This window comes from Paenibacillus sp. D51F, assembly GCF_053345695.1.
This window is the reverse complement of record NZ_JBKFAO010000008.1, coordinates 146,970-165,167: the sequence shown is the minus strand read 5'-3', so window position 1 is coordinate 165,167 and position 18,198 is coordinate 146,970. Positions and strand designations below refer to the sequence as shown.

The 18,198-nt window shown below is 61.6% G+C and carries 17 protein-coding genes and 1 riboswitch; of the genes, 13 read left to right on the top strand and 4 right to left on the bottom strand.

The annotated features are described in order from the left end of the window. Positions 1 to 26: 26 nt before the first annotated feature. The gene (locus ACLBWT_RS16120) at positions 27 to 461 is read left to right on the top strand and encodes a PaaI family thioesterase (protein ID WP_447664147.1); all 435 of its coding nucleotides are present in this window, start codon (positions 27 to 29) and stop codon (positions 459 to 461) included. Positions 462 to 1,408: 947 nt separating this feature from the next. After that, positions 1,409 to 2,092: an NAD-dependent epimerase/dehydratase family protein gene (locus ACLBWT_RS16115; RefSeq protein ID WP_447664146.1), complete on the top strand. Its 684-nt coding sequence runs from the start codon at positions 1,409 to 1,411 to the stop codon at positions 2,090 to 2,092. 36 nt (positions 2,093 to 2,128) lie between these two features. Here the strand turns inward: ACLBWT_RS16115 and ACLBWT_RS16110 are convergent, their stop codons facing one another. Then, positions 2,129 to 2,476 carry a hypothetical protein gene (locus tag ACLBWT_RS16110; protein ID WP_447664145.1) on the bottom strand — a complete coding sequence of 116 codons (348 nt, stop codon included), beginning with the start codon at positions 2,474 to 2,476 and terminating at the stop codon, positions 2,129 to 2,131. A 107-nt stretch (positions 2,477 to 2,583) separates the two neighbouring features. Between ACLBWT_RS16110 and ACLBWT_RS16105 the strand changes: the two genes are divergently transcribed. From ACLBWT_RS16105 to ACLBWT_RS16090, 4 genes are all read left to right on the top strand, one after another. After that, entirely contained in the window at positions 2,584 to 3,327 is a 744-nt protein-coding gene (locus ACLBWT_RS16105) for a hypothetical protein (protein ID WP_447664144.1), read from the top strand. A 55-nt stretch (positions 3,328 to 3,382) separates the two neighbouring features. Further along, positions 3,383 to 5,305 carry an ATP-dependent DNA helicase gene (locus ACLBWT_RS16100; protein ID WP_447664143.1) on the top strand — a complete coding sequence of 641 codons (1,923 nt, stop codon included), beginning with the start codon at positions 3,383 to 3,385 and terminating at the stop codon, positions 5,303 to 5,305. 1 nt (position 5,306) lies between these two features. Continuing rightward, positions 5,307 to 5,606, top strand: coding sequence for a DUF6509 family protein (locus ACLBWT_RS16095; RefSeq protein ID WP_447664142.1), 300 nt, complete (start codon positions 5,307 to 5,309; stop codon positions 5,604 to 5,606). A 64-nt stretch (positions 5,607 to 5,670) separates the two neighbouring features. Beyond that, positions 5,671 to 6,090, top strand: a complete 420-nt coding sequence (locus ACLBWT_RS16090) for an MGMT family protein (RefSeq protein WP_447664141.1) — start codon at positions 5,671 to 5,673, stop codon at positions 6,088 to 6,090. On the opposite strand, the gene ACLBWT_RS16085 is transcribed toward ACLBWT_RS16090, so the two are convergent. Next, positions 6,087 to 7,067 carry a DMT family transporter gene (locus ACLBWT_RS16085; RefSeq protein WP_447664140.1) on the bottom strand — a complete coding sequence of 327 codons (981 nt, stop codon included), beginning with the start codon at positions 7,065 to 7,067 and terminating at the stop codon, positions 6,087 to 6,089. The genes ACLBWT_RS16090 and ACLBWT_RS16085 overlap by 4 nt on opposite strands. Before the next feature lie 121 nt (positions 7,068 to 7,188). Beyond that, a riboswitch (FMN riboswitch) is annotated at positions 7,189 to 7,342 on the bottom strand. 131 nt (positions 7,343 to 7,473) lie between these two features. Here ACLBWT_RS16085 and ACLBWT_RS16080 point away from each other — a divergent pair. Next, positions 7,474 to 7,860 carry a FixH family protein gene (locus ACLBWT_RS16080; RefSeq protein WP_447664139.1) on the top strand — a complete coding sequence of 129 codons (387 nt, stop codon included), beginning with the start codon at positions 7,474 to 7,476 and terminating at the stop codon, positions 7,858 to 7,860. Positions 7,861 to 8,112: 252 nt separating this feature from the next. On the opposite strand, the gene ACLBWT_RS16075 is transcribed toward ACLBWT_RS16080, so the two are convergent. After that, positions 8,113 to 9,468: an MFS transporter gene (locus tag ACLBWT_RS16075; protein ID WP_447664138.1), complete on the bottom strand. Its 1,356-nt coding sequence runs from the start codon at positions 9,466 to 9,468 to the stop codon at positions 8,113 to 8,115. A 126-nt stretch (positions 9,469 to 9,594) separates the two neighbouring features. On the opposite strand from ACLBWT_RS16075, the gene ACLBWT_RS16070 reads away from it, so the two are divergent. The 6 genes from ACLBWT_RS16070 (at position 9,595) to ACLBWT_RS16045 (ending at position 17,274) form a co-directional block, all read left to right on the top strand. Beyond that, the gene (locus ACLBWT_RS16070) at positions 9,595 to 11,082 is read left to right on the top strand and encodes an aminotransferase-like domain-containing protein (protein WP_447664137.1); all 1,488 of its coding nucleotides are present in this window, start codon (positions 9,595 to 9,597) and stop codon (positions 11,080 to 11,082) included. Beyond that, the gene (locus tag ACLBWT_RS16065; RefSeq protein ID WP_447664136.1) at positions 11,079 to 11,795 is read left to right on the top strand and encodes a response regulator transcription factor; all 717 of its coding nucleotides are present in this window, start codon (positions 11,079 to 11,081) and stop codon (positions 11,793 to 11,795) included. Before ACLBWT_RS16070 ends, ACLBWT_RS16065 begins: the two co-directional genes overlap by 4 nt. After that, positions 11,792 to 13,264: a sensor histidine kinase gene (locus tag ACLBWT_RS16060; protein ID WP_447664135.1), complete on the top strand. Its 1,473-nt coding sequence runs from the start codon at positions 11,792 to 11,794 to the stop codon at positions 13,262 to 13,264. Before ACLBWT_RS16065 ends, ACLBWT_RS16060 begins: the two co-directional genes overlap by 4 nt. Before the next feature lie 104 nt (positions 13,265 to 13,368). After that, positions 13,369 to 14,049 carry an ABC transporter ATP-binding protein gene (locus ACLBWT_RS16055; RefSeq protein WP_447664134.1) on the top strand — a complete coding sequence of 227 codons (681 nt, stop codon included), beginning with the start codon at positions 13,369 to 13,371 and terminating at the stop codon, positions 14,047 to 14,049. Continuing rightward, positions 14,049 to 16,823, top strand: coding sequence for an FtsX-like permease family protein (locus ACLBWT_RS16050; RefSeq protein ID WP_447664133.1), 2,775 nt, complete (start codon positions 14,049 to 14,051; stop codon positions 16,821 to 16,823). The genes ACLBWT_RS16055 and ACLBWT_RS16050 overlap by 1 nt, the downstream gene beginning before the upstream one ends. A gap of 205 nt (positions 16,824 to 17,028) precedes the next feature. Next, positions 17,029 to 17,274, top strand: coding sequence for a hypothetical protein (locus ACLBWT_RS16045; protein ID WP_447664132.1), 246 nt, complete (start codon positions 17,029 to 17,031; stop codon positions 17,272 to 17,274). Position 17,275: 1 nt separating this feature from the next. On the opposite strand, the gene ACLBWT_RS16040 is transcribed toward ACLBWT_RS16045, so the two are convergent. Then, positions 17,276 to 18,178, bottom strand: a complete 903-nt coding sequence (locus ACLBWT_RS16040; RefSeq protein ID WP_447664131.1) for a DMT family transporter — start codon at positions 18,176 to 18,178, stop codon at positions 17,276 to 17,278. Positions 18,179 to 18,198 lie beyond the last annotated feature (20 nt).

Below are 18,198 nucleotides of genomic sequence, written 5' to 3'. Positions count from 1 at the left end.
AGCGCCGTCTGAAAGGAGAACGCCGGATGGACAAAAACTTGGAAGCGGATTCAACGATCCTGGCCAAACAAATGGCGATCTGGGAGGAAGCGGCGAAAGAGTCATTCTGGGGTTTTCTGGGCGCCGAGATGCAGCAGCTGGAAAACGGCAAATGCGTCGTCCACCTCGATGTCCAGCCGCATCATATGAACCTGATCGGCATTCTGCATGGCGGGGTATATGCGACGCTGATCGATTCCGCGATGGGGATGGCCGCGATGGCGGCCCATCCGGAGACGGCTGTCGTGACGACGAACCTGAACCTTAATTATGTCTCGCCGATCAGGGAAGGGCGGCTGGTCGTCTCGGCCGAGATCGTCCATCAATCCCGCAAGATGATCAGCACGCAAGCATACGCTCGCACGGAGCAAGGGGACTTATGCGCCTTCGGCACCGGAACGTTCCGCGTGCTCGGCAATTAGGCTGCCCGCATCGCTCTGATTTCACCGCTTCTGCCGCCGCAGAAGCGGTTTTTGCGTTCGCTTGAGCTTATTGAAGGTAGCCATGAAGCTACCGAGCTTGACCGGTCTGGAGCTTCTGCGGCAGAAGCAGCGAAAAAAGCTGGGAAAACCGTCTTACTCGCTGCTCATGCGGCAGAAGCAGTCGAAAGCAAGAAATAAGCGGAAAAACCGTCTTACTCGGAGCATCTGTGGATGAAGCAGCGAATAAGCCGAAAAAACCGTCTAACTCGGAGCTTCTGAGGCAGAAGCAGCCAAATAAGCCGAATAAATCGTCTAATTCAGAGCTTCTGGGGCAGAAGAAGCCAAATAAGCGGATAAAACCGTCTTACTCGGAGCATCTGAGGATGAAGCAGCGAAATAAGCAGAAAAAAACGTCTAACTCGGAGCCTCTGCAGTAGAAATGGGCAAATAAGCCGAAAAAACCGTCTAACTCGGAGCCTCTGTAGCAGAAGGAGTGAATTAAGCTGAAAAAACCGTCTAACTCAGAGCTACTGGGTTAGAAGCAGCCAAATAAGCGGAAAAAACCGTCTAACTCGGAGCTTCTGAGGCAGAAGCAGCCAAATAAGCCGAAAAAATCGTCTAACTCAGAGCTTCTGGAGCAGAAGAAGCCAAATAAGCGGAAAAAACCGTCTTACTTGGGAAAACCGTCTAACTCGGAGCTACTGTGGCAGAAGCAGCCCAATAAGAGGGGATAACCGTCTAACTCGGAGCTTCTGCGGCAGAAGCAGCCAAACAAGCGGGAAAACCCGTCTAACTTGGTTTTCAAGCCTTTTGCTGCTCGGCGAGCCTGCATCCGAACCCTTTTGATTCTCCTGCACGTCTGTTTTCAAGTAGAGGCGCAAATTGCTTTCTAAGCGGCGAAATGAAAAAATAGATGGAGATCATTGGGCTGGAAAGGAGATCGAATTATGGGAGAAACTGCGGTTGTTGCAGGAGGAACCGGCCTAGTCGGCCGCGAGCTGCTCAAGCTGCTGCTTGCCGGAGGCCGCTACGCCAACGTCATTGCGATCGGACGCCGTCCAACGGGGCTGTCGGATCCGAGGCTTGAGGAGAGGACGATGGAATCCGGCCAGCCGGAGCAATGCCTCGAAGGCATTACGGGAGGCTACGACCTGTTCATCGCCACGGGCACGACGATCAAGAAAGCGGGTACGCAGGAAGCGTTTCGACGGGTGGATTACGAGCTTCCGCTGCGGCTTGCCGAAATGGCGGCTTCGCAGGGAGCCGGCGCGCTTGTGATCGTTTCGTCGATCGGCGCTTCGCCGGGCTCCCGGTATTTCTATCTTCGGGTCAAGGGCGAGCTGGAGCGGCAGCTGGAAAAGCTAAGCCTCCGGCGTCTGATCCTGCTCAGGCCGTCCCAGCTGCTCGGGGAGCGCCAGGAGCGGCGGCCGGGAGAGAAATGGGCAGCAGCGCTTGCGCAGCCGCTGTCGGGGCTGATGGTCGGCAAGCTGGCCCGCTACCGGCCCGTTCATGCGGCGACGGTTGCGTCCGCCATGCTGGAGGCGGCGAAGAGCGCTCCCGCTGGAGTGACGGTGCTGGAGTCACAGCAGATTGCCGCCATCGGCTCGTACGGATGGGGGGCGGATGAATGACATCATTCAGCAAGGCTGCATTCTGCGCAGCTGCGATCATGCTCGCGGCGTCTCTATCCGCCTGCAGCGGCGGAGACAACAAAGCCGGCTCGTCAGGAGGAAGCACGGACATGGATGGAACTGCGACCATCCCATCCTCCTCGCCTGATCCGAGCAATGGCGGACAGGAGCCGCCTGCATCGCCGTCACAAAAAGCGAGCGCGCCAATGACGCCTGAATCGCCTTCTCCGTCAACGAGCGCTCCAAATGCGGCAGAATCGCCTTCACCGTCAACGAACGCGCCAAATGCGGCAGAATCGCTGTCACCGTCAACGAGCGCGCCAAATGCGGCAAAATCGCCGTCACCGTCAGCGAGCGTGCCGAAGCCGGCAGAATCGCATTCACCGTCAGAGAGCGTGCCGAAGCCGGCTGCGTCCGGAAAACCGTCCGCGTCGCCGTCGCCGGATCTCGTGAGCTCCGCGTCAGCAGTCTCTGCTCTTGGAGAGAAATCCTTGTCCCCCTACTTCAGCTTTGCCGACGAGACGGGAACGAAGCTGATGATCGTGCCGGATATCCGGGGAGAGATCGATCCGCAGGCTCTCTCTTCGATCAAGACCGCAGCGGGAGCAGGCGGCAGGACGCTGCCGGTGTCTTACGCGGGAGTGCAGCAAGGAGACGAGAAGGATAACGGGAGGCAGACGGCATCCAACTTTGTCCATATGAAGGGTTATGTGTTCCAGGTTGAAAAAGGGACTGCAAAGCTGAACGCCACCTATTATATGCTTCGCGGCCAAGCCGCTCCAGATGCATTCTTCCCGGTGGAGGAAAGGAAGGATGCCAAGCCGGACGCCTCTCTGTTGAAGGCCATTGCCCAAGAAAAGAAGCGCAAGGTCGACCAGGCTTGGACGATCGGCCGGATCGACAGGAACGGAAATTCTGTGGATCTGCTGCTGATCCAGTTCGTGCGGGATCAAAAAAGCATGCTGGCGAGCCTCGTTCTCGTACCGGAGGAATCGAAACCCCTTTACAAGGACTTCCCGGCGGATTATGATGAAAATTCTACGTGGACCGTGGATGATGGCGGCAGCATGAGCCCGGAATCCTTTTCCTTGCGCTTTGCCGCGCGTACCGGCGAAGGCATGGTTCTGGGCATGGAATGGAATGCCGCCGAGGGCAGCAATTCCTTTTTGCTGCAAGCCGATTCCGGCAAGCTGGCCGATCTCGGCATCGGCGGCGGAAGATACATGAGTCCATGACGGGGCATGACGCTGCCCCGCAGAAATCTAGAACCAAGCGGAGGCTGCAGCGCATTTGACCCCATATCCTTTCGAATTTGATCCGACCCGTCCCTTCATCGAGCAAGCCAGCGACTGGATCTCGGATGTTTTCTACGATATTCTGCCTGAAGCCGGCTTTGAAGTCCGCGATGAGCAGATTTACATGGCCTTCCAGCTGGAACGGGCCTATAAGGAAAAGAAAACGCTGTTCGCCGAGGCCGGCGTCGGCACGGGTAAAACACTCGTCTACCTGCTCTATGCCGTCGCATATGCCCGGTATACCCGCCGGCCTGCTGTCATCGCTTGCGCCGACGAATCGCTGATCGAGCAGCTGACGAAGGCGGAGGGAGACATCGCCAAGCTGGCGGCTTACCTGGACCTGCAGGTGGATGCCCGGATGGCGAAGTCGCAAAGCCAGTATCTGTGCCTCAACAAGCTCGACGACGTGCGGGGAGACGAAGGCTACGAGGCGATCTACGAGACGCTTCCCGAATTCGTGCGCAAGCCCGACACGCTGCAGTCCTTCCATCCGTACGGCAGCCGCAAGGATTATGCCGGGCTCGACGACGCCAGCTGGTCGAAGATCGGCTGGGACGTGTTCCAGGACTGCTTCGTCTGCCCGCAGCGCCATCGCTGCGGCATGACGCTGTCGCGCGACCATTACCGGAAGTCGCCCGATCTTATTATTTGCTCCCATGATTTTTACATGGAGCATGTGTGGACGGCCGAAGCGCGCAAGCGGGAAGGCCAGCTGCCGCTGCTGCCCGAGCATAGCTCGGTCGTATTCGATGAAGGCCATCTGCTGGAGACGGCGGCCCAGAACGCATTGACCTACAAGCTCCAGCACTCGGTATTTGAATCCATCATCAGCCGTCTGCTGCAGAACGACATCCGCGAAACGCTGGCGTATGCGATCGAGGACGCCATCACTCGCAGCGAGGAGCTGTTCCGGCGCCTGCAGCAGGCCAGCCGTCCCGTCGAAGGATCGGAACGTCTGGAGTTCGAGCTGACGCCGGGCCTGCTCCGGGAAATCCGCGCATTCCGCTCCTTGCTGGAAGAGATCGAGGAGCAGCTCGTATTCGAGAGCGGCTTGTTCACCCTGGACGGTTATCACCTGACGATCGTGGAAGAGCATCTCGATATGATCGGCACGGCCCTGGCGCTGTTCGAAAAGCCGGAAGGGCTCATCACCTGGCTGCTGCCGGATCCTGACGGCTTGACGCTGGTCATGATGCCGAGGCTGGTCAAGGAAGTGCTCCGGGAGCGGGTATTCGCCAAATCGATGCCGATCATCTTCTCTTCGGCTACGCTGTCGGCTGGAGGCTCCTTCCATTATGCGGCCGATACGCTCGGAATCGAGGATTACTTGAGCTTCAGCACTCCGTCTCCGTACGATTATGCTTCCCAGATGGAGATCCATCTCGATCCTGCCGCGGCAGCGGAGGACAAGAGGCGGCGCACGGTCGAGGCGCTCCGCCACAGCGGAGGAAGGGCTCTCCTCCTCTTCCCGTCCCGCAAGCAGCTGGAGTCGTTCCGCGACTGGGCTGCCGGAGCGCCGGAGATGAAGGAATACCGGATGCACTTTGAAGGCACGGCGGAAATAAGCAGCCTGATCACGGCTTTCCAGCAAGACGAGGAAAGCGTCCTGTGCGCCCATACCCTATGGGAAGGACTCGATGTGCCGGGTCCGTCGCTGTCGCTCGTCGTCGTCTGGGATCTGCCTTGGCCGCCGCGTGATCCGGTCTTCAACGCCCGGCGCCAAGCGGCGGAGAGCGCCTTCGAGGAAATCGAGGTTCCGTTCATGCAGCTGAGGCTGAGGCAAGGGGTCGGGAGACTGATCCGGTCGCGCGGTGACAGCGGGGAAGTCGTCATCCTGTCCTCGCAGCTGCTTGACCGTCAAGTTCGGGAAGCCGTCGTGTCGGTGCTGCCCGAAGGAACGTTACAGGAGGAGAATTGATATGGAAATTACGGAATACAGCGTGGAGAAAATCAAGGATCCGTTCGGCATTCTGGACGGACAGCGGTATGAATACCTGCTTCAGATCGAGGTTGACGAAGAGGACGAGCTGTATTCGCCGAGCGGCCTGTACGTGCGCGCGGTGTACAAGCAAGAAGGAGCGGGAGGCTCCATCATCCGCCACGAGATCCGCGAGCGGGGCAGCGACCGGCTGCTGGACTTCGGCCTTGAGGATGAAGAGCTCGCCGAACTGGAGACGTTCTGCATGGAACATATCGCCGATTCGGAAGCAAACGGATAAACAGGCAAGAGCCCGCGGCTGCTGGTCAGCGCGGGCTCTAGTTCTACTTATGGGGGAGAGACATATGCAGCCTTTTACGGAAAAAGTGATCCGGGTCGTCGGCGCCATCCCGGAAGGCAAGGTCATGACCTACGGCTCGGTCGCGGCAGCGGCCGGAAGCCCGCGCGCCGCCCGCCAGGTCGTCCGCATCCTCCATTCCATGGGGGAGAAGTACGGGCTGCCCTGGCATCGCGTCGTCAACGCGGCAGGCTCCGTGTCGCTGCCGGGAGATGCCGGCGAGCTTCAAAGGGCATTGCTGGCCGCGGAAGGCATCGAAGAAGGCTTGCGCGGAGCGATCGATCTCGAGCGGCATCGGCATGATGCGGATGTAGAGTCGATCGATCTCGAGCGGCATCGGCATGATGCGGATAAAGAGGCAATCGATCTTGAGCGGCATCGGCATGATCCGGATGGTGAGCAGTCCGGCGGCGAAGACGGATATTAGGCGGCGGGCTGCTCCGCTGCAGCTCTGGCCGTGCTGCGGCTGAGCATGACGAGCACGCCCCAGATGAGCAGGAAGCCGATCAGCTCATGAACCTTGAGCACGGATCCGAATACGATCCAGTTGATGAGGACGCCGACGGCAGGGAAGGCAAGCTCGGCCAGCGTGGCGATGGAAGCCTTGGTCGAGGAGAGCCCTTTATAATAAAGCAGCATGCTCAGCAGCCCGGGAATGAAAGCCTGGAAGAGCAGGTTGACGATGAGAATCGCAGCCGTGCCCGAGCTGCCGAGCGGCTTCCAGGCATCTCCGGCGGCCAGCAGCAGAATGCCGAGCAGCGGTATGGCGAGCAGGAAGCGGAGCGAAGTGACGATAGGGAAGCCGAGCTTCTTCTTCAGCAGGTATTTGCCCATGACGGTCGATCCGCCCCACAGGAAAGCGGCCGCGATCGAATACAGGGCTGCCTGGGAGCCGAGATCATGCAGGCCGAGCTGCGGAGCATGGAAGCCGAATGTAAGCAAGTACGTTCCGGCGAGTGCGACGAGCAGATACCAGGAAAAGCGGGCTGGGAAGGATTCCTTGAGCATGAAGCGGGCAAGAATGATGGCCAGCAGCGGCTGCAGCTTCTGCAGCAGCAGGACGGCATTGAAGTTGCCCATCGTGAACGCGGACGTGAACAGCACCGTGGCGATGGCGGAGCCGCCCCAGGAAACGAAGAACAGGGCTCCGACGACGCCGAGGGTGAGCTTGCCGGTGAGCTGATGACGGTAATGGATAAGGACCGGTACGGCATAGAGAGCGAGCAGAAGATGCTCCAGGAAAACGATCTGCGGAGACGTGAAGGTTTTCAGAAGCAGGATGCGGAAGAGGGGATCGACTCCCCAGAGTGTCGCGCCGAGAACGACGTACCAGATGCCGCGGCTGCGGGTGAACAGGCTTTTGTCCGCGCTGAGCGGACGGTCAAGCGTAGCTGTGTCTTTCAATTCAACAACCTCCAGTGGCGGGTTTTTGAATTGAACCTCGTAGAAGCTCATAACCCCCGCCAGTGACAAATGGCGGGGGCACGAAATAATACGCCTCGCCATGATCGTGGCACGAAGCGCATTAAACCTTCTCTCATCCGGACTGTCACCGTCGGCCTTGGACTCGCACCAAGTCAGTCCCGGATCCGCATATGCAGTTCCGGGAGTCGCGGGCTTCGGCGCGCGTTCGCGCCGTCACCGCCGGTAGGGAATCGCACCCTGCCCCGAAGGTTCATATTCAGTTGCGTGAATTATATCACAAGGTGACAGCACTCGACAAGAAAAGTTCATGGTTGCAAGGAGCAGCAGAGCATCTCCCCAGGTATAATAAGGAGACAAGCGCAACAGGGAAAGGGGAATACAGGTCATGAAGAAATGGACATTTGCGGCGATCGCGGTTCTCGTGCTTCTGGTCGCGGCGGGCTGCGGATCTTCCGGCAACGCGCCATATCAGGACGAATCGGCGGTCAAGGTCGCGATTACGAGCGACCCGGCAGCCGTGGCCGGAACGCCGCTGCAGCTGACAGCGGCCATCGAGGGACTGGTCACGGAAGAGAACCTGAAGATCGACTTCGACATCCGGGAAGAAACGGAGCAGGAGCTCCCTATTTTGATCACATCCAAGAAGAAGGCCCAGGGACAGTATGAGGTCACGCATACGTTCGATAAGCCGGGCAAATACGTCATCTACATCCATATCTATTCCGGAGACGATCTCCATATCATCAAGCGCAGCACGTTCGACGTCGCTTGATCCGGAAGCCGGCCAAGGGCTGTCCCCATCGGGGGACGGCCCTTTTTGCATTCCCGCTTGAGGCGCTGGACAGACATGTCCATCCCTGGCTATCGCGGATCGGCATGCCCGTGGCGTATGCGTTCCCGGATTGTACACGCCGCCCGTCACATTTGCGCAGTCTGCTGTCCATGGAATCGCATGCGAAGCGGGCTGCGGATCCGCTTGGCATCGGCATCAGCCTGAAGCCTCAAGCTCCGCTTGGCATCGGCATCAGCCTGAAGCCTCAAGCTCCGATGAGCTGCCGCTCGATGGGCGGCGTCTTGCAGCAAGATGCCGGGAGAGCAGGAGGAAGAAGAGGAAAGCGAGCGCGCTCAAAACCAGATTGACGGCAATGACGGTCTGGTACGAATGCTGAAGCCGGTAAAGGATGCCTCCTCCGAGCGCGGCAGCCGCTCCTCCGAGCTGATGGACGAGCAGCAGAAATCCGGTGCGCAGGCCGCCCGGTCCGCCGGCGCTCTCCTCCGCGAGCAGAATGCCGCCCGATACGGCGCCAACATAGCTTGCGCCGAAGAGCAGCGAGAAAAATACAGGCGACAGCTGCAGATGGGGAAGCAGCAAGGAAAAGGCGAGGACGCGGACTCCAAACAGCAAAGCCAGCGCTGACGAGCGGGAGGAGCGGTCCAGGAAATAGGAGAACAGGAGCCCGCCGCAAACTTCGAGCACGCCGAGCAGGCTGAGGGAAGCGGCGATTGTCGCTGTCGGCACATGCGAGTGCTGATGGATGGCGGCCAGGTTCATTTCCACGGTGCCCATGCTGAAGCCGCAGGCAAGGAGAGAGAAGGAGACGGCGAGGAATACGCGGTTTCGGGCCATGTCCAGCAGCGCGGCGGATTTCTCCCGCCAGCTCCGGGGTGAGTCCGCTGAAGAGGCGCCGGAACTTCCGGACGGAGCTGCGGAATGCGGCTTTTGGCCGTCCTCCGGTGGAAGGGCCGTTTCAGGAGCTGCGGAGAGCCCTTTTTTCTCGCGGAGAGGAACGTTCTCCGTATCGCCATGCCGGCTTGCCGCCCGGCGCCGGAAGACTAGCGCCGCCAAAGGCAGGAACAGCAGGTGGACGACGAGCAGCACAACATAGAGCTGTCTCCACTCGTACTTGTGGCCTTGCGTCAGCAGCGGCGTCAGCACGGCCAGGCCAAGCGACCCGGCGCTGCCGAGCAGAGCGAGCGCTTTGGCTCGGTGATGGCGGAACCAGTCCTGCACGAGCATATAGGCCGAGGTGGCTCCGAGCCCGCTCAATCCGGCAAGCAATCCGTTCCCGAGCCAATATCCGAGCGTGCCGGGAATGAACAGCACCGAGGCGGCGCCGAGGGCGTTCATCGCGGCGGAGATTCCCATCGCCGCTGCATAGCCTTTGCGGTCGGCGAGAAGGCCGCCGAGCGGCGCGCATACGGCGGTCAGCACGATGGCGGTCGACCACGAAAAGCCGAGAAAGTCCCGCCCGACGCCGAGGTCGGCGGTAATTTCCGGCTGGAAAAAGGCGATGACGATGCGGCCCAGCGAGCCTGCGAAGGTAAAGCACCATAAGACGGCCAGAAGCAGCCAGGCGAATTTCGGTTCCTTGAACAACATGGCGGATCCCCCTCTGTTTTGTTGCCATCATAGCGGTTCGGCTGGCTTGGCGCATCAGCCAATTGGAGGAAATTTTGCCCATCCAATTCATGGAGGCGCTATAATGAAACAAAAGGGGGGACGCCCATGTTCTGGAAACCGGATCCAACCGGCTCAGACGCCGTCTATATCCAGATATGCCGGCACTATGAGGAGCAGATTCGCAGCGGGCTGCTGCCTCCGGGCTCGAAGCTTCCGGCCGAACGGGATCTTGCCCTCAGGCTGGCGGTCAATCGCAGCACGGTCCAGGCGGCATATGGAGAGCTGAGGGCGCTCGGCCTCGTCCAGTCGCGCCCGGGCAGCGGGACGAGCGTCAGCGACTCGATGTGGGAGCAGGGGGAGCGGCAGCCGGATTGGATCCGCTATCTGCGCCGGAGATACAATCCTTCCGGCCGGCTGCAGGAGGCCGTCAACGAGGCGCCGGGAGAAGGCGTGATCGACCTCACCCAAGGAGAGCTGCATCGCAGCCTGATGCCGCTGGAGCTGCTGGAGCGGCTGTCGGGAGAGATTGATTGGAGCCTGCCGTTCAGCTACAGGGATGATCCGCTGGGTGATCGCGGCTTGAGAGAAGCACTCGCCTCCCATCCGTCGATCGGTCCTTCGCTGGCAGCGAAGCCGGATGAGCTGCTCCTGACATTCGGCGTCAAGCATTCGCTCGGCCTTGTCGCTAGGGCGATGCTGGAGCCGGGGGACGCCGTAGCGGTCGAAGGCCCGTCTTATTTGTACGCGATGGGCGTATTCGCGGAAGCCGGCATCTCGATGGTCCGGCTGCCGGTCGACAAGGACGGCCTCATGCCGGAATCGCTCCCGGAGCTGCACCGCCGCCACCGGATCCGGCTTGTCGTCACGAATCCGACGTTCCAGAATCCAACCGGTTCGACGCTGTCGATGGCGAGACGGCTGCAGCTCCTCGCGATCTGCACCGAGCTCAGGCTGCCGATCATCGAGGACGATCCCTACTCCTTGCTCGGCAAGCCGGGCTGGACGGCGCTTCCTTCGCTGCGCTCGCTGCCCGGCGGCAGGGAGCGGGTCATATCCTGCGGCACGTTCTCCAAGATCGCCACTCCCGGCATGCGGACAGGCTGGATCGCAGCGCCAAGGGCTATGATGGCGGCGCTGAGGGCCGCACGCCATGCCTCGGGCCTTACGACCAGCCATCCGGGAGAACGTCTGGGAGCAGCGCTGCTGGTCAGCGGCCGGTTCGATGCCAGGCTGGAAGCCGTGCGCGCCGCGCTCGAACGCAGAAGAAAGGCGGCAGCGGAAGCCGCGGCGGCCAGCCTTGCTCCGCATGCGGCCATCCACGCGCCGATTCCGGACGGCGGCTTTTATATCTGGCTGAAGCATGGCCTGGCGCGCTCCGGACTGGAAGTGCTGCAGGGATGCCTGGAGCAAGGCGTCGCCGTCAGTCCCGGGGAGCTGTACGGGGAGCGTCCCGGGTGGATGCGCATCAGCGTCGCGGCGGCCGAAGAGGACATGATTGCCGAGGGAATCCGGCGGGCAGCCGCTGCGCTGGAGCGGCTGTCCGGGAAGGAAGGCCATAGGAGAAATCGGGCGGAGGGGAGGATCTTTAGATGACACGGATCGTATGGGTTGAGGACGAGCGGGAGCTGGCGGAGCAAGGGGCGGCGTATTTGCGCAGAGAAGGCTGCGAGGTGTTTACGGCTGATTCGGCCGAAGCGGCGATCTGCCTGATCGAGAAGGAGAAGCCGCAGCTGCTGCTTGTGGATTGGCTGCTGAAGGGCGAAGGAACGGGCCTCGACTTATGCCGCCGCAATGAAAGGCTGTGGCAGCTGCCGATCCTGATGGTGACGGCGCGAAGCGACGAGTTCGACCGCATCCTGGCGCTTGAGATCGGAGCGGACGATTATATCCAGAAGCCGTTCAGCCTCAGGGAGCTGCATGCCCGGATCAAGGCGGTGCTTCGCCGAGCCGGCAGGCTGAAGGAAGGCGAGGGCTCGCCGCCGGCAAGGACGGAAGGGCTCGTTCGCGGCGGCCTCTCCATCTCTCCGGAACGGTTCGAAGCCAGCATCGGAGGGGCTCCGGTGGAACTGACCCGAACCGAGTTCGCGCTGCTGCTGAAGCTGGCCTCCCATCCGGGAAGGGTATTCACTAGGACGCATCTGCTGGAGGAGGCTCTCGGCGAAGCGTATGCAGGGTATGAGCGGACGATAGACAGCCATATCCGGAATTTGCGGCGCAAGCTGGGCGACGATTCGGCTGAACCTCGTTATATCGGGACGGTATACGGCGTCGGTTATCGCTTCCTCCAGGAAGAGAGGCAGGAATGAAGGCGCGCTCCGTATTCCGGGCTGCCTGGCTGCGGATAGCCTGCGGCTCGGCCGCTGCGGCGATGGCGGCTGCTGCGGTGCTGCTGGCGACGCCGCAAATGTCCAAGGAGCCTGACGAAGCGAAGCGGCTCGCACTGTACTGGAGCGGGTATGCGGCTGCCTATGCGGGCATGCACGGTTCGGCGGCCGGAATGGAAGAGGCTCTCCGGCGGGATGCGGCTGCTTATCCGGCCGGCGGCGACTTTCGCCTGGTGGTCCGGACGGCCGCTGGCGGGACGATCGCTGTCGCCGGAGAGGATGGAAGTCCTCGCGGCAGCCGTCTGACGTCGGTGAAGCCTTTCATGCTTGACGGACGCATGGCGGGAACGGTCGAAGCCTCCGTCGCCTCCTCTGCTGGCGGGCATGCGGCGGGATGGGCTGCCGCAGCAGGCATGGCCGCGTTCGCCTGCGTCTGGGGCCTGATGAGGCTGGAGGCCGCTCGCGGCCAGCGCCGGCTGAGGCTGTGGGCTGCCCGGGCGAAGCTTCTTCGGCTGGGCGGCAGCGCGCCCGCTGCTGCGGCAGGGCATGAGATCCGCATGAATCACGCGCCCGCCGCTGCGGCAGGGCATGAAGTCCGCATGAATCACGCGCCCGCCGCTGCGGCAGGGCATGAACTCCGCATGAATCACGCGCCTGCCGCTGCGGCAGGGCATAAACTCCGCATGCATCACGCGTTGCCAATCGCCGAGAATCCGGCCGAAGCGGAGCTGTCCGGGCATCTGTCCGAAGCGGCCGATTATATCCAGCATCTGCAGACGGTGCGCAAATCGATGGTGGGCGAAGTCGCCCATGAGCTGCGGACGCCGCTCGCCGTCTTGCTGACATCTCTGGACAACGCCTTGTACGAGGAGCGCGGGCTGGATGCCTCCCAGCTCGCCCTGCTGTCGGAGCAGGCGAGAGGGATGGCGCGTCTCGTCCAGGATCTGCAGGATCTGTCGCTCGCCGAGAGCGGACGGCTGGCGCTGGACAAGCGCTGGTTCGCTCCGGCCGATACCGCCGCCTCGATCGCGGAGTTGCTGGAAGCGGAGGCCGGGGAGAAAGGAATCCGGGTCCGGACGGAGCTCGACGGGGAGGCGACGGTATTCGGCGACGAGAAGCGGATCCGTCAGCTCCTGCTCAATTTGGCGGACAACGCTCTTCGGCATTCGCGCACGACGATGACCGTCCGAGTCGCGGCGGCAGGCAGCGGTGTGCGGATCGAAGTCGAGGACGACGGCTGGGGAATGGAGGAGGAAGAGCTGGATCAGCTGTTCCAGCGCTATGTCCGCAGGCGGACTTACGCGGACGGAAGTCCCGCGCCGCGCGGGCTCGGATTGGGGCTGGCCGTCGTCAAGGGCATTGCCGAAGCCCATGGAGGCACCGTCGGCGTCAGCAGCCGCTTCGGAGCGGGAGCTCTTTTTTATGCCGAGCTTCCTGCCTATCGCGAATAGCCGCCTTCTGCACAATGTCTGCACATTGTGTCGACGGCTGCTGCACATAAGCCTGTTAGTCTACTGGCGTACCCGCTGCGCGGGAGAAAGGGGCTGGCGCCGGAATGCTGAAGGCGAAGCAAGTGAGCAAAACGTTCGGGACAGGCAGCGAGGCCGCCCGGGCGCTCAAGGAGATCAACCTGCTAGTGGAGAAAGGAGAGACGGTGGCGGTCACCGGACCGTCGGGCTGCGGCAAGACGACTCTGCTGCATGTGCTGGCCGGCCTGGAGCCGCCCGGGAGCGGCGAAGTCTGGCTGGGAGAGAGCGCCCTCCACAACCTCGGCGAGAAGGAGCTGGCGGAGGCGAGGCTTCTGCGGATGGGCTTCGTATTTCAATCCTATCATCTGGTTCCCGTCCTGAGCGCGGCCGAGAACGTCATGCTGCCGCTCATGGCTAGAGGCCTGTCGAGGAAAGAGGCGCAATCCGCAGCAAGGGACACGCTGAAGCTCGTCGGGCTGGAGAACAAGTCGGCTGCGTTTCCGGCGCAGCTGTCCGGAGGCCAGAACCAGCGCGTGGCGATCGCCAGGGCGGTAGCCGGGCGGCCGGACATCCTGTTCGCGGACGAGCCTACGGGCGCGCTCGATTCCGATACGGCGGAGCAGATATTGGGCTTGCTGGAAATGCTGAATGCCCGCTACGGCACGACGATCGTGCTCGTGACCCATGATGCGGGCTTCGCAGCCCGCATGAAGAGGCAGATCCGCATGTTCAACGGGCGGATCGTGCATGACGGAGGGTCGCGCTGATGCTGGCGAAGGGATTGAGCTGGCGGATAGGCCTCCTGTATCTGAGAAGGCAGAAGCGGCAGACGCTGTTCAGCCTGCTGGCCGGGGCGATCGGGGCGATGCTCATCTCGATGTCCTGCTTTCATTACATTGCCGTCAAGAGCAGCGGTGACGCATGGGTGCGCGCCCATTTCGGCCCGATCGACTGGGTGTTGATGCCGAAGCAGGGCAAGCCGTTCAGCGGCGAGCAGGCCGGAGCACTCCGGTCCGAGCTGGAATCGATGCCCGGCGTCCGCTATCGCAGCTTGCCGGTCGTTGCCGGCGCGATGACGCTGTTCGCTTCCGCCCGGCAGGATGCAGGAGTCAAGTCTCTGCAGCAGGTCCAGCTGCTCGGGCTGGATCCGCAGCAGGCGAAGCTCTTTGATGAAGGACAGGCCGCATTGTGGAGGACGGGGCTGCCTGCGGGTCAAGCGATTCTGGATCGGGATACCGCAGGCAGACTCGGGCTTGAAGCCGGTGACGCGGTGTGGGCGGCGGATGCCGACGGGGTGCGCAAGCCTCTGATCGTCCGGGACGTCGTCGAGGCGACCGGAGTGACCGGGTACAGAGGCGACAGAGGTAGCCTGAACGGAACGATCCTGGTGAACGAGGGCGACGCGGCAGCGCTTGCCGGCAGCCCTGAAGGCAGCTACAGCTTCGTGCTGGTCGGGAGGTCGGATCCGGCCGACAGCGTGCTGGGAATGAACTACAGCAACAAGATGAATGACATGACGGAAACCCGGCTCGTCAAATACGAGGCGTTATCCAGGGCCGGCGGAGATTTGGTCATGCTTATTATGGCGATCAGTCTGACAGCGATCTTCTCCAGCGCCTTCCTGCTTCGTCAGATCGTCCACATGATGGCCGAATCCAGAAGCGAGCTGTACGGCGTGCTGCGGGCGATCGGAATGAACCGGCGGCAGGTGAGGGGATTGTTTGCGGCGGAGGCGCTGCTGCTCGGGCTGCTCTCCGGCCTGATCGGGCTGCTGTCGGGGGCGGCGGCCGGATGGGGAATGGTGAAGCTGCTCTACGGCGGCGGATATGGCCATGCGGTCAGCTCCTCCGGCATCCCGATCTCGGCCCGCATTTCCCCTGGCTTGGCTATCGCCGCAGCGGCAGCCGTGCTCTTGTATCAATGCCTGCTTGTCCTGCTCGCCAGCCGCAAAGCCGGTACCGGAACGATCGTGTCCGCATTGAGGGGAGAGGCGACAGAAGGCGGCAAGGAGAGCAGGGGGTGGAAAAAGGCGGCCGGAGCCGCGGCGCTTCCGGTCATGGCGGCCGCTTTTCTGGCGGCTCATCTCTATCAGGCGTTCATGTGGGAGCCGGCAGCGGTTTCCGGAGCAACCATGCTGACGCTGCTGGTCGTCTGGCTCGGCGCCTCGGCATCAGCGGTGTACGCGGTATTCGGCCTGCTGCTTGGCGCCGGGCGCCGTCTGGCGGGACACCTCGGCCTGTCCCCGCTGCTCGCCGTCCGGTATGCCGGGCGCCGGCCGGGAAGGACGTTCACCGTCATGCTGCTGTTCGGCATCGCGATGATGACGGTGACCTTCACCGCAGGGCTGAGCAGCCTCATTCTCAAAAACATGAATACGGAACATACGGTCCAGACGATGCTCGGATACGGAGGCTACGTTCCCTACCAGTCGGAAAAGGAAAAGGATCGCGTGCTCGAGCTGCTGAGGACGGACGAGGAGCTGAGCCGGACGGTCACGGGGCACGCTGCTGTCGAGCCTGTCATGGGCGGCGTTCAGCTGGAGGGGACGGGTTCCCGATTCAGCCAGGCGTTCGTGCCGGTCTCGCAGGAGCTGCTCGCCGGAGGCGGCTGGAAGCTCGCCGAACGCTCGCCGGAATTCGGCAGCGATGCAGAAGCCTGGAACAAAGTGAAATCGGACGACGGTTATGTCGTCCTGCCTCTTCAATACAGGAAGACGGCAGACGATAAGCCGCCCTCTTCATTTTCCGGACCGGAAACATCTTATGCTGCGGGAGATCCCATCCGAATGGGCTTTTACAAAAAAAATCTCGTCGGACCCTCGGACAAGCCTGACCTCACCGTCGAGCTGAAGATTGCCGGCTTTGCGGCTGAAAATACGGAATCCAGCGTCCGCACCGAATATGTATATGCGACGACCTATGTCGGTCCCGGGCTGCTGGCCAAGCTCAAGCCCTACCACCATATCTGGCCGAACCAGTCCCATCAAGGGCTGCTGCTCCTTCAGTTCGATTACCGCGACCTGGAGCTGGACCGCGAGATCAGCAGCCGCCTCGTGTCGGGCGGGGCGCCGTCGGCGGGCATACCCTATTTGACGAGCAGCGAGAAGTATGCGGAGAACAAGCAGCTCGTGAACGGCTTCATCGGCTTCACGGTTCTGTCCGCCGTCATCGGGCTGCTGGGGCTTGCGGTGCTGCAGAAGCGATCTATAGGAGAGAGGTCGCGGGAGATCGCGATGCTGCGCTGCGCAGGCATTCCGCCGCGCAAGCTGTTCCGGTCGTTCCTGCTGGAGGGCACGCTGCTCGGCGGTTGCGGCCTGCTCGCCGGCACGGCTGCCGGAGCGACGGGCGCCCATGCCTTCATCCGGATTCTGCAGAGCGATCTCAGGCCGGGGGAAGCGCCGGTAGACGTCGCGTTTCCATGGCCGCTGCTGTCCGGCGTGCTGGGCCTGCTGCTGGCGGCGGCGTTCCTGTTCAACATCGGACCCGCGCGCGGGGCATTGATCTCATCGCCGACGGAACCTTTGCGTTCTGCCGACATCTAATGAAGGAAGGAGCGCTTCGTCGATATCGCGGCGAAGCGCTCCTTTTTCCAGCAATCTTAAGAAAAAACTCAGAATTCGTAAATACTTTGTTGCTTTTTGTCTGGTAGAATTCCCTTATACTGGTTTTGTGCGTATGTAGGTGCTACATAATGGCGGTATCATTCGTCTTATAGATAGAGCAATGCCACGGGGGAGAGATTGGATCATGAGCAAGAGGGATCAAGCCGACAGGATTCGCCGGCTGCGCGCGGCCGAGCGGGACTGTTACAGCGTATGCATGTATCTGCTGCAGAACGAGACGCTCGCGGTGCAGGCGGCGCAGGATGCGCTGTGCGAGATGTTCAGCCGCGACAGCCTTCATCCGGATGAGATCAAAAAAACGGCCATGGAGCACGCGCTCGCGGCAGCGGGCAAAGCCCGCGCGGCAAGCCAGGCATGCGCCATGGCGTGAATCAGGTTTCGGCCGGAACGGCCGGCTGGCCTGATTTTTTTTTGCGCAGCCCCGACAGCCAGCGCCCTCCGTACTCCGATACGAGGACGCCAGACATGACGAGCAGGGCTCCGATATACCCTTGCACTTTCAACACCTCGTCTGCGAACAGATAGCCGAACAGGGCGGCGAAGACGGGTTCGAGCGCGAAGATAAGGCCTGCCCGGGCCGGGGATGTATACCGCTGGGCGAGCGGCTGCGCGATATAGCAGAATGCGCTGCAGACGACGGCCAGAGCGCCGACGGAGAGCCATCCGTCCAGCGAATGCGGCAGGGAAGGCTTCTCCAGGAGAAAGGCAAGGACGAAGCCGTAACCGCCTGTGAACGCCAGCTGCAGGATGCCGAGCTGGAACATGTCGACCTTTTTCCTGACAGCCCGCGAGGTGACGAGCACATATACGGCATACAAGAATGCCGCTGCGATGCATAGAATGTCTCCCGGCTGCATGCTGAGAGGCATCTTCAACGTGAGCAGGCCGATGCCCGCGATCGCGAGGCTGATGCCGGCCGTCAGCTGCGGCTTCATCTTCTGGCGCATGAACACGGCGGACAGGATCGGCACGAAGATGACCGTCAGGCTGACCAGAAAGCCGGCATTCGACGTGCTCGTCGTCTTGAGGCCGTACGTGATGGTGACGAAGACGCCGAGCAGCAGCGCTCCCTGCAAAGCTGCATAACCGGTCGTATGCAAGGACAAGCCTTTCAGCTTCCGATGGAAGAGCACGGCCGTAAGCGCGAAGGCTATGCCGAACCTCAGTCCGATCAACGTCATTTCCCCGACTGAATCCAACGCCAGCTTCATCAGCAGGTAGGAGGATCCCCAGCATATCGTTACCATTACGAGCAGCCATTCCGACTTCTTCATGTTCGTGTTCCCGTCCTCTT

Bases quoted from the DNA above. Each gene is read 5' to 3' on its own strand.
- ACLBWT_RS16080 (WP_447664139.1), top strand. From the start codon at position 7,474: ATGAAGAAATGGACATTTGCGGCGATCGCGGTTCTCGTGCTTCTGGTC.
- ACLBWT_RS16090 (WP_447664141.1), top strand. From the start codon at position 5,671: ATGCAGCCTTTTACGGAAAAAGTGATCCGGGTCGTCGGCGCCATCCCG.
- ACLBWT_RS16115 (WP_447664146.1), top strand. From the start codon at position 1,409: ATGGGAGAAACTGCGGTTGTTGCAGGAGGAACCGGCCTAGTCGGCCGC.
- ACLBWT_RS16120 (WP_447664147.1), top strand. From the start codon at position 27: ATGGACAAAAACTTGGAAGCGGATTCAACGATCCTGGCCAAACAAATG.
- ACLBWT_RS16050 (WP_447664133.1), top strand. From the start codon at position 14,049: ATGCTGGCGAAGGGATTGAGCTGGCGGATAGGCCTCCTGTATCTGAGA.
- ACLBWT_RS16060 (WP_447664135.1), top strand. From the start codon at position 11,792: ATGAAGGCGCGCTCCGTATTCCGGGCTGCCTGGCTGCGGATAGCCTGC.
- ACLBWT_RS16040 (WP_447664131.1), bottom strand. From the start codon at position 18,178: ATGAAGAAGTCGGAATGGCTGCTCGTAATGGTAACGATATGCTGGGGA.
- ACLBWT_RS16095 (WP_447664142.1), top strand. From the start codon at position 5,307: ATGGAAATTACGGAATACAGCGTGGAGAAAATCAAGGATCCGTTCGGC.
- ACLBWT_RS16045 (WP_447664132.1), top strand. From the start codon at position 17,029: ATGAGCAAGAGGGATCAAGCCGACAGGATTCGCCGGCTGCGCGCGGCC.
- ACLBWT_RS16075 (WP_447664138.1), bottom strand. From the start codon at position 9,468: ATGTTGTTCAAGGAACCGAAATTCGCCTGGCTGCTTCTGGCCGTCTTA.
- ACLBWT_RS16070 (WP_447664137.1), top strand. From the start codon at position 9,595: ATGTTCTGGAAACCGGATCCAACCGGCTCAGACGCCGTCTATATCCAG.
- ACLBWT_RS16065 (WP_447664136.1), top strand. From the start codon at position 11,079: ATGACACGGATCGTATGGGTTGAGGACGAGCGGGAGCTGGCGGAGCAA.
- ACLBWT_RS16055 (WP_447664134.1), top strand. From the start codon at position 13,369: ATGCTGAAGGCGAAGCAAGTGAGCAAAACGTTCGGGACAGGCAGCGAG.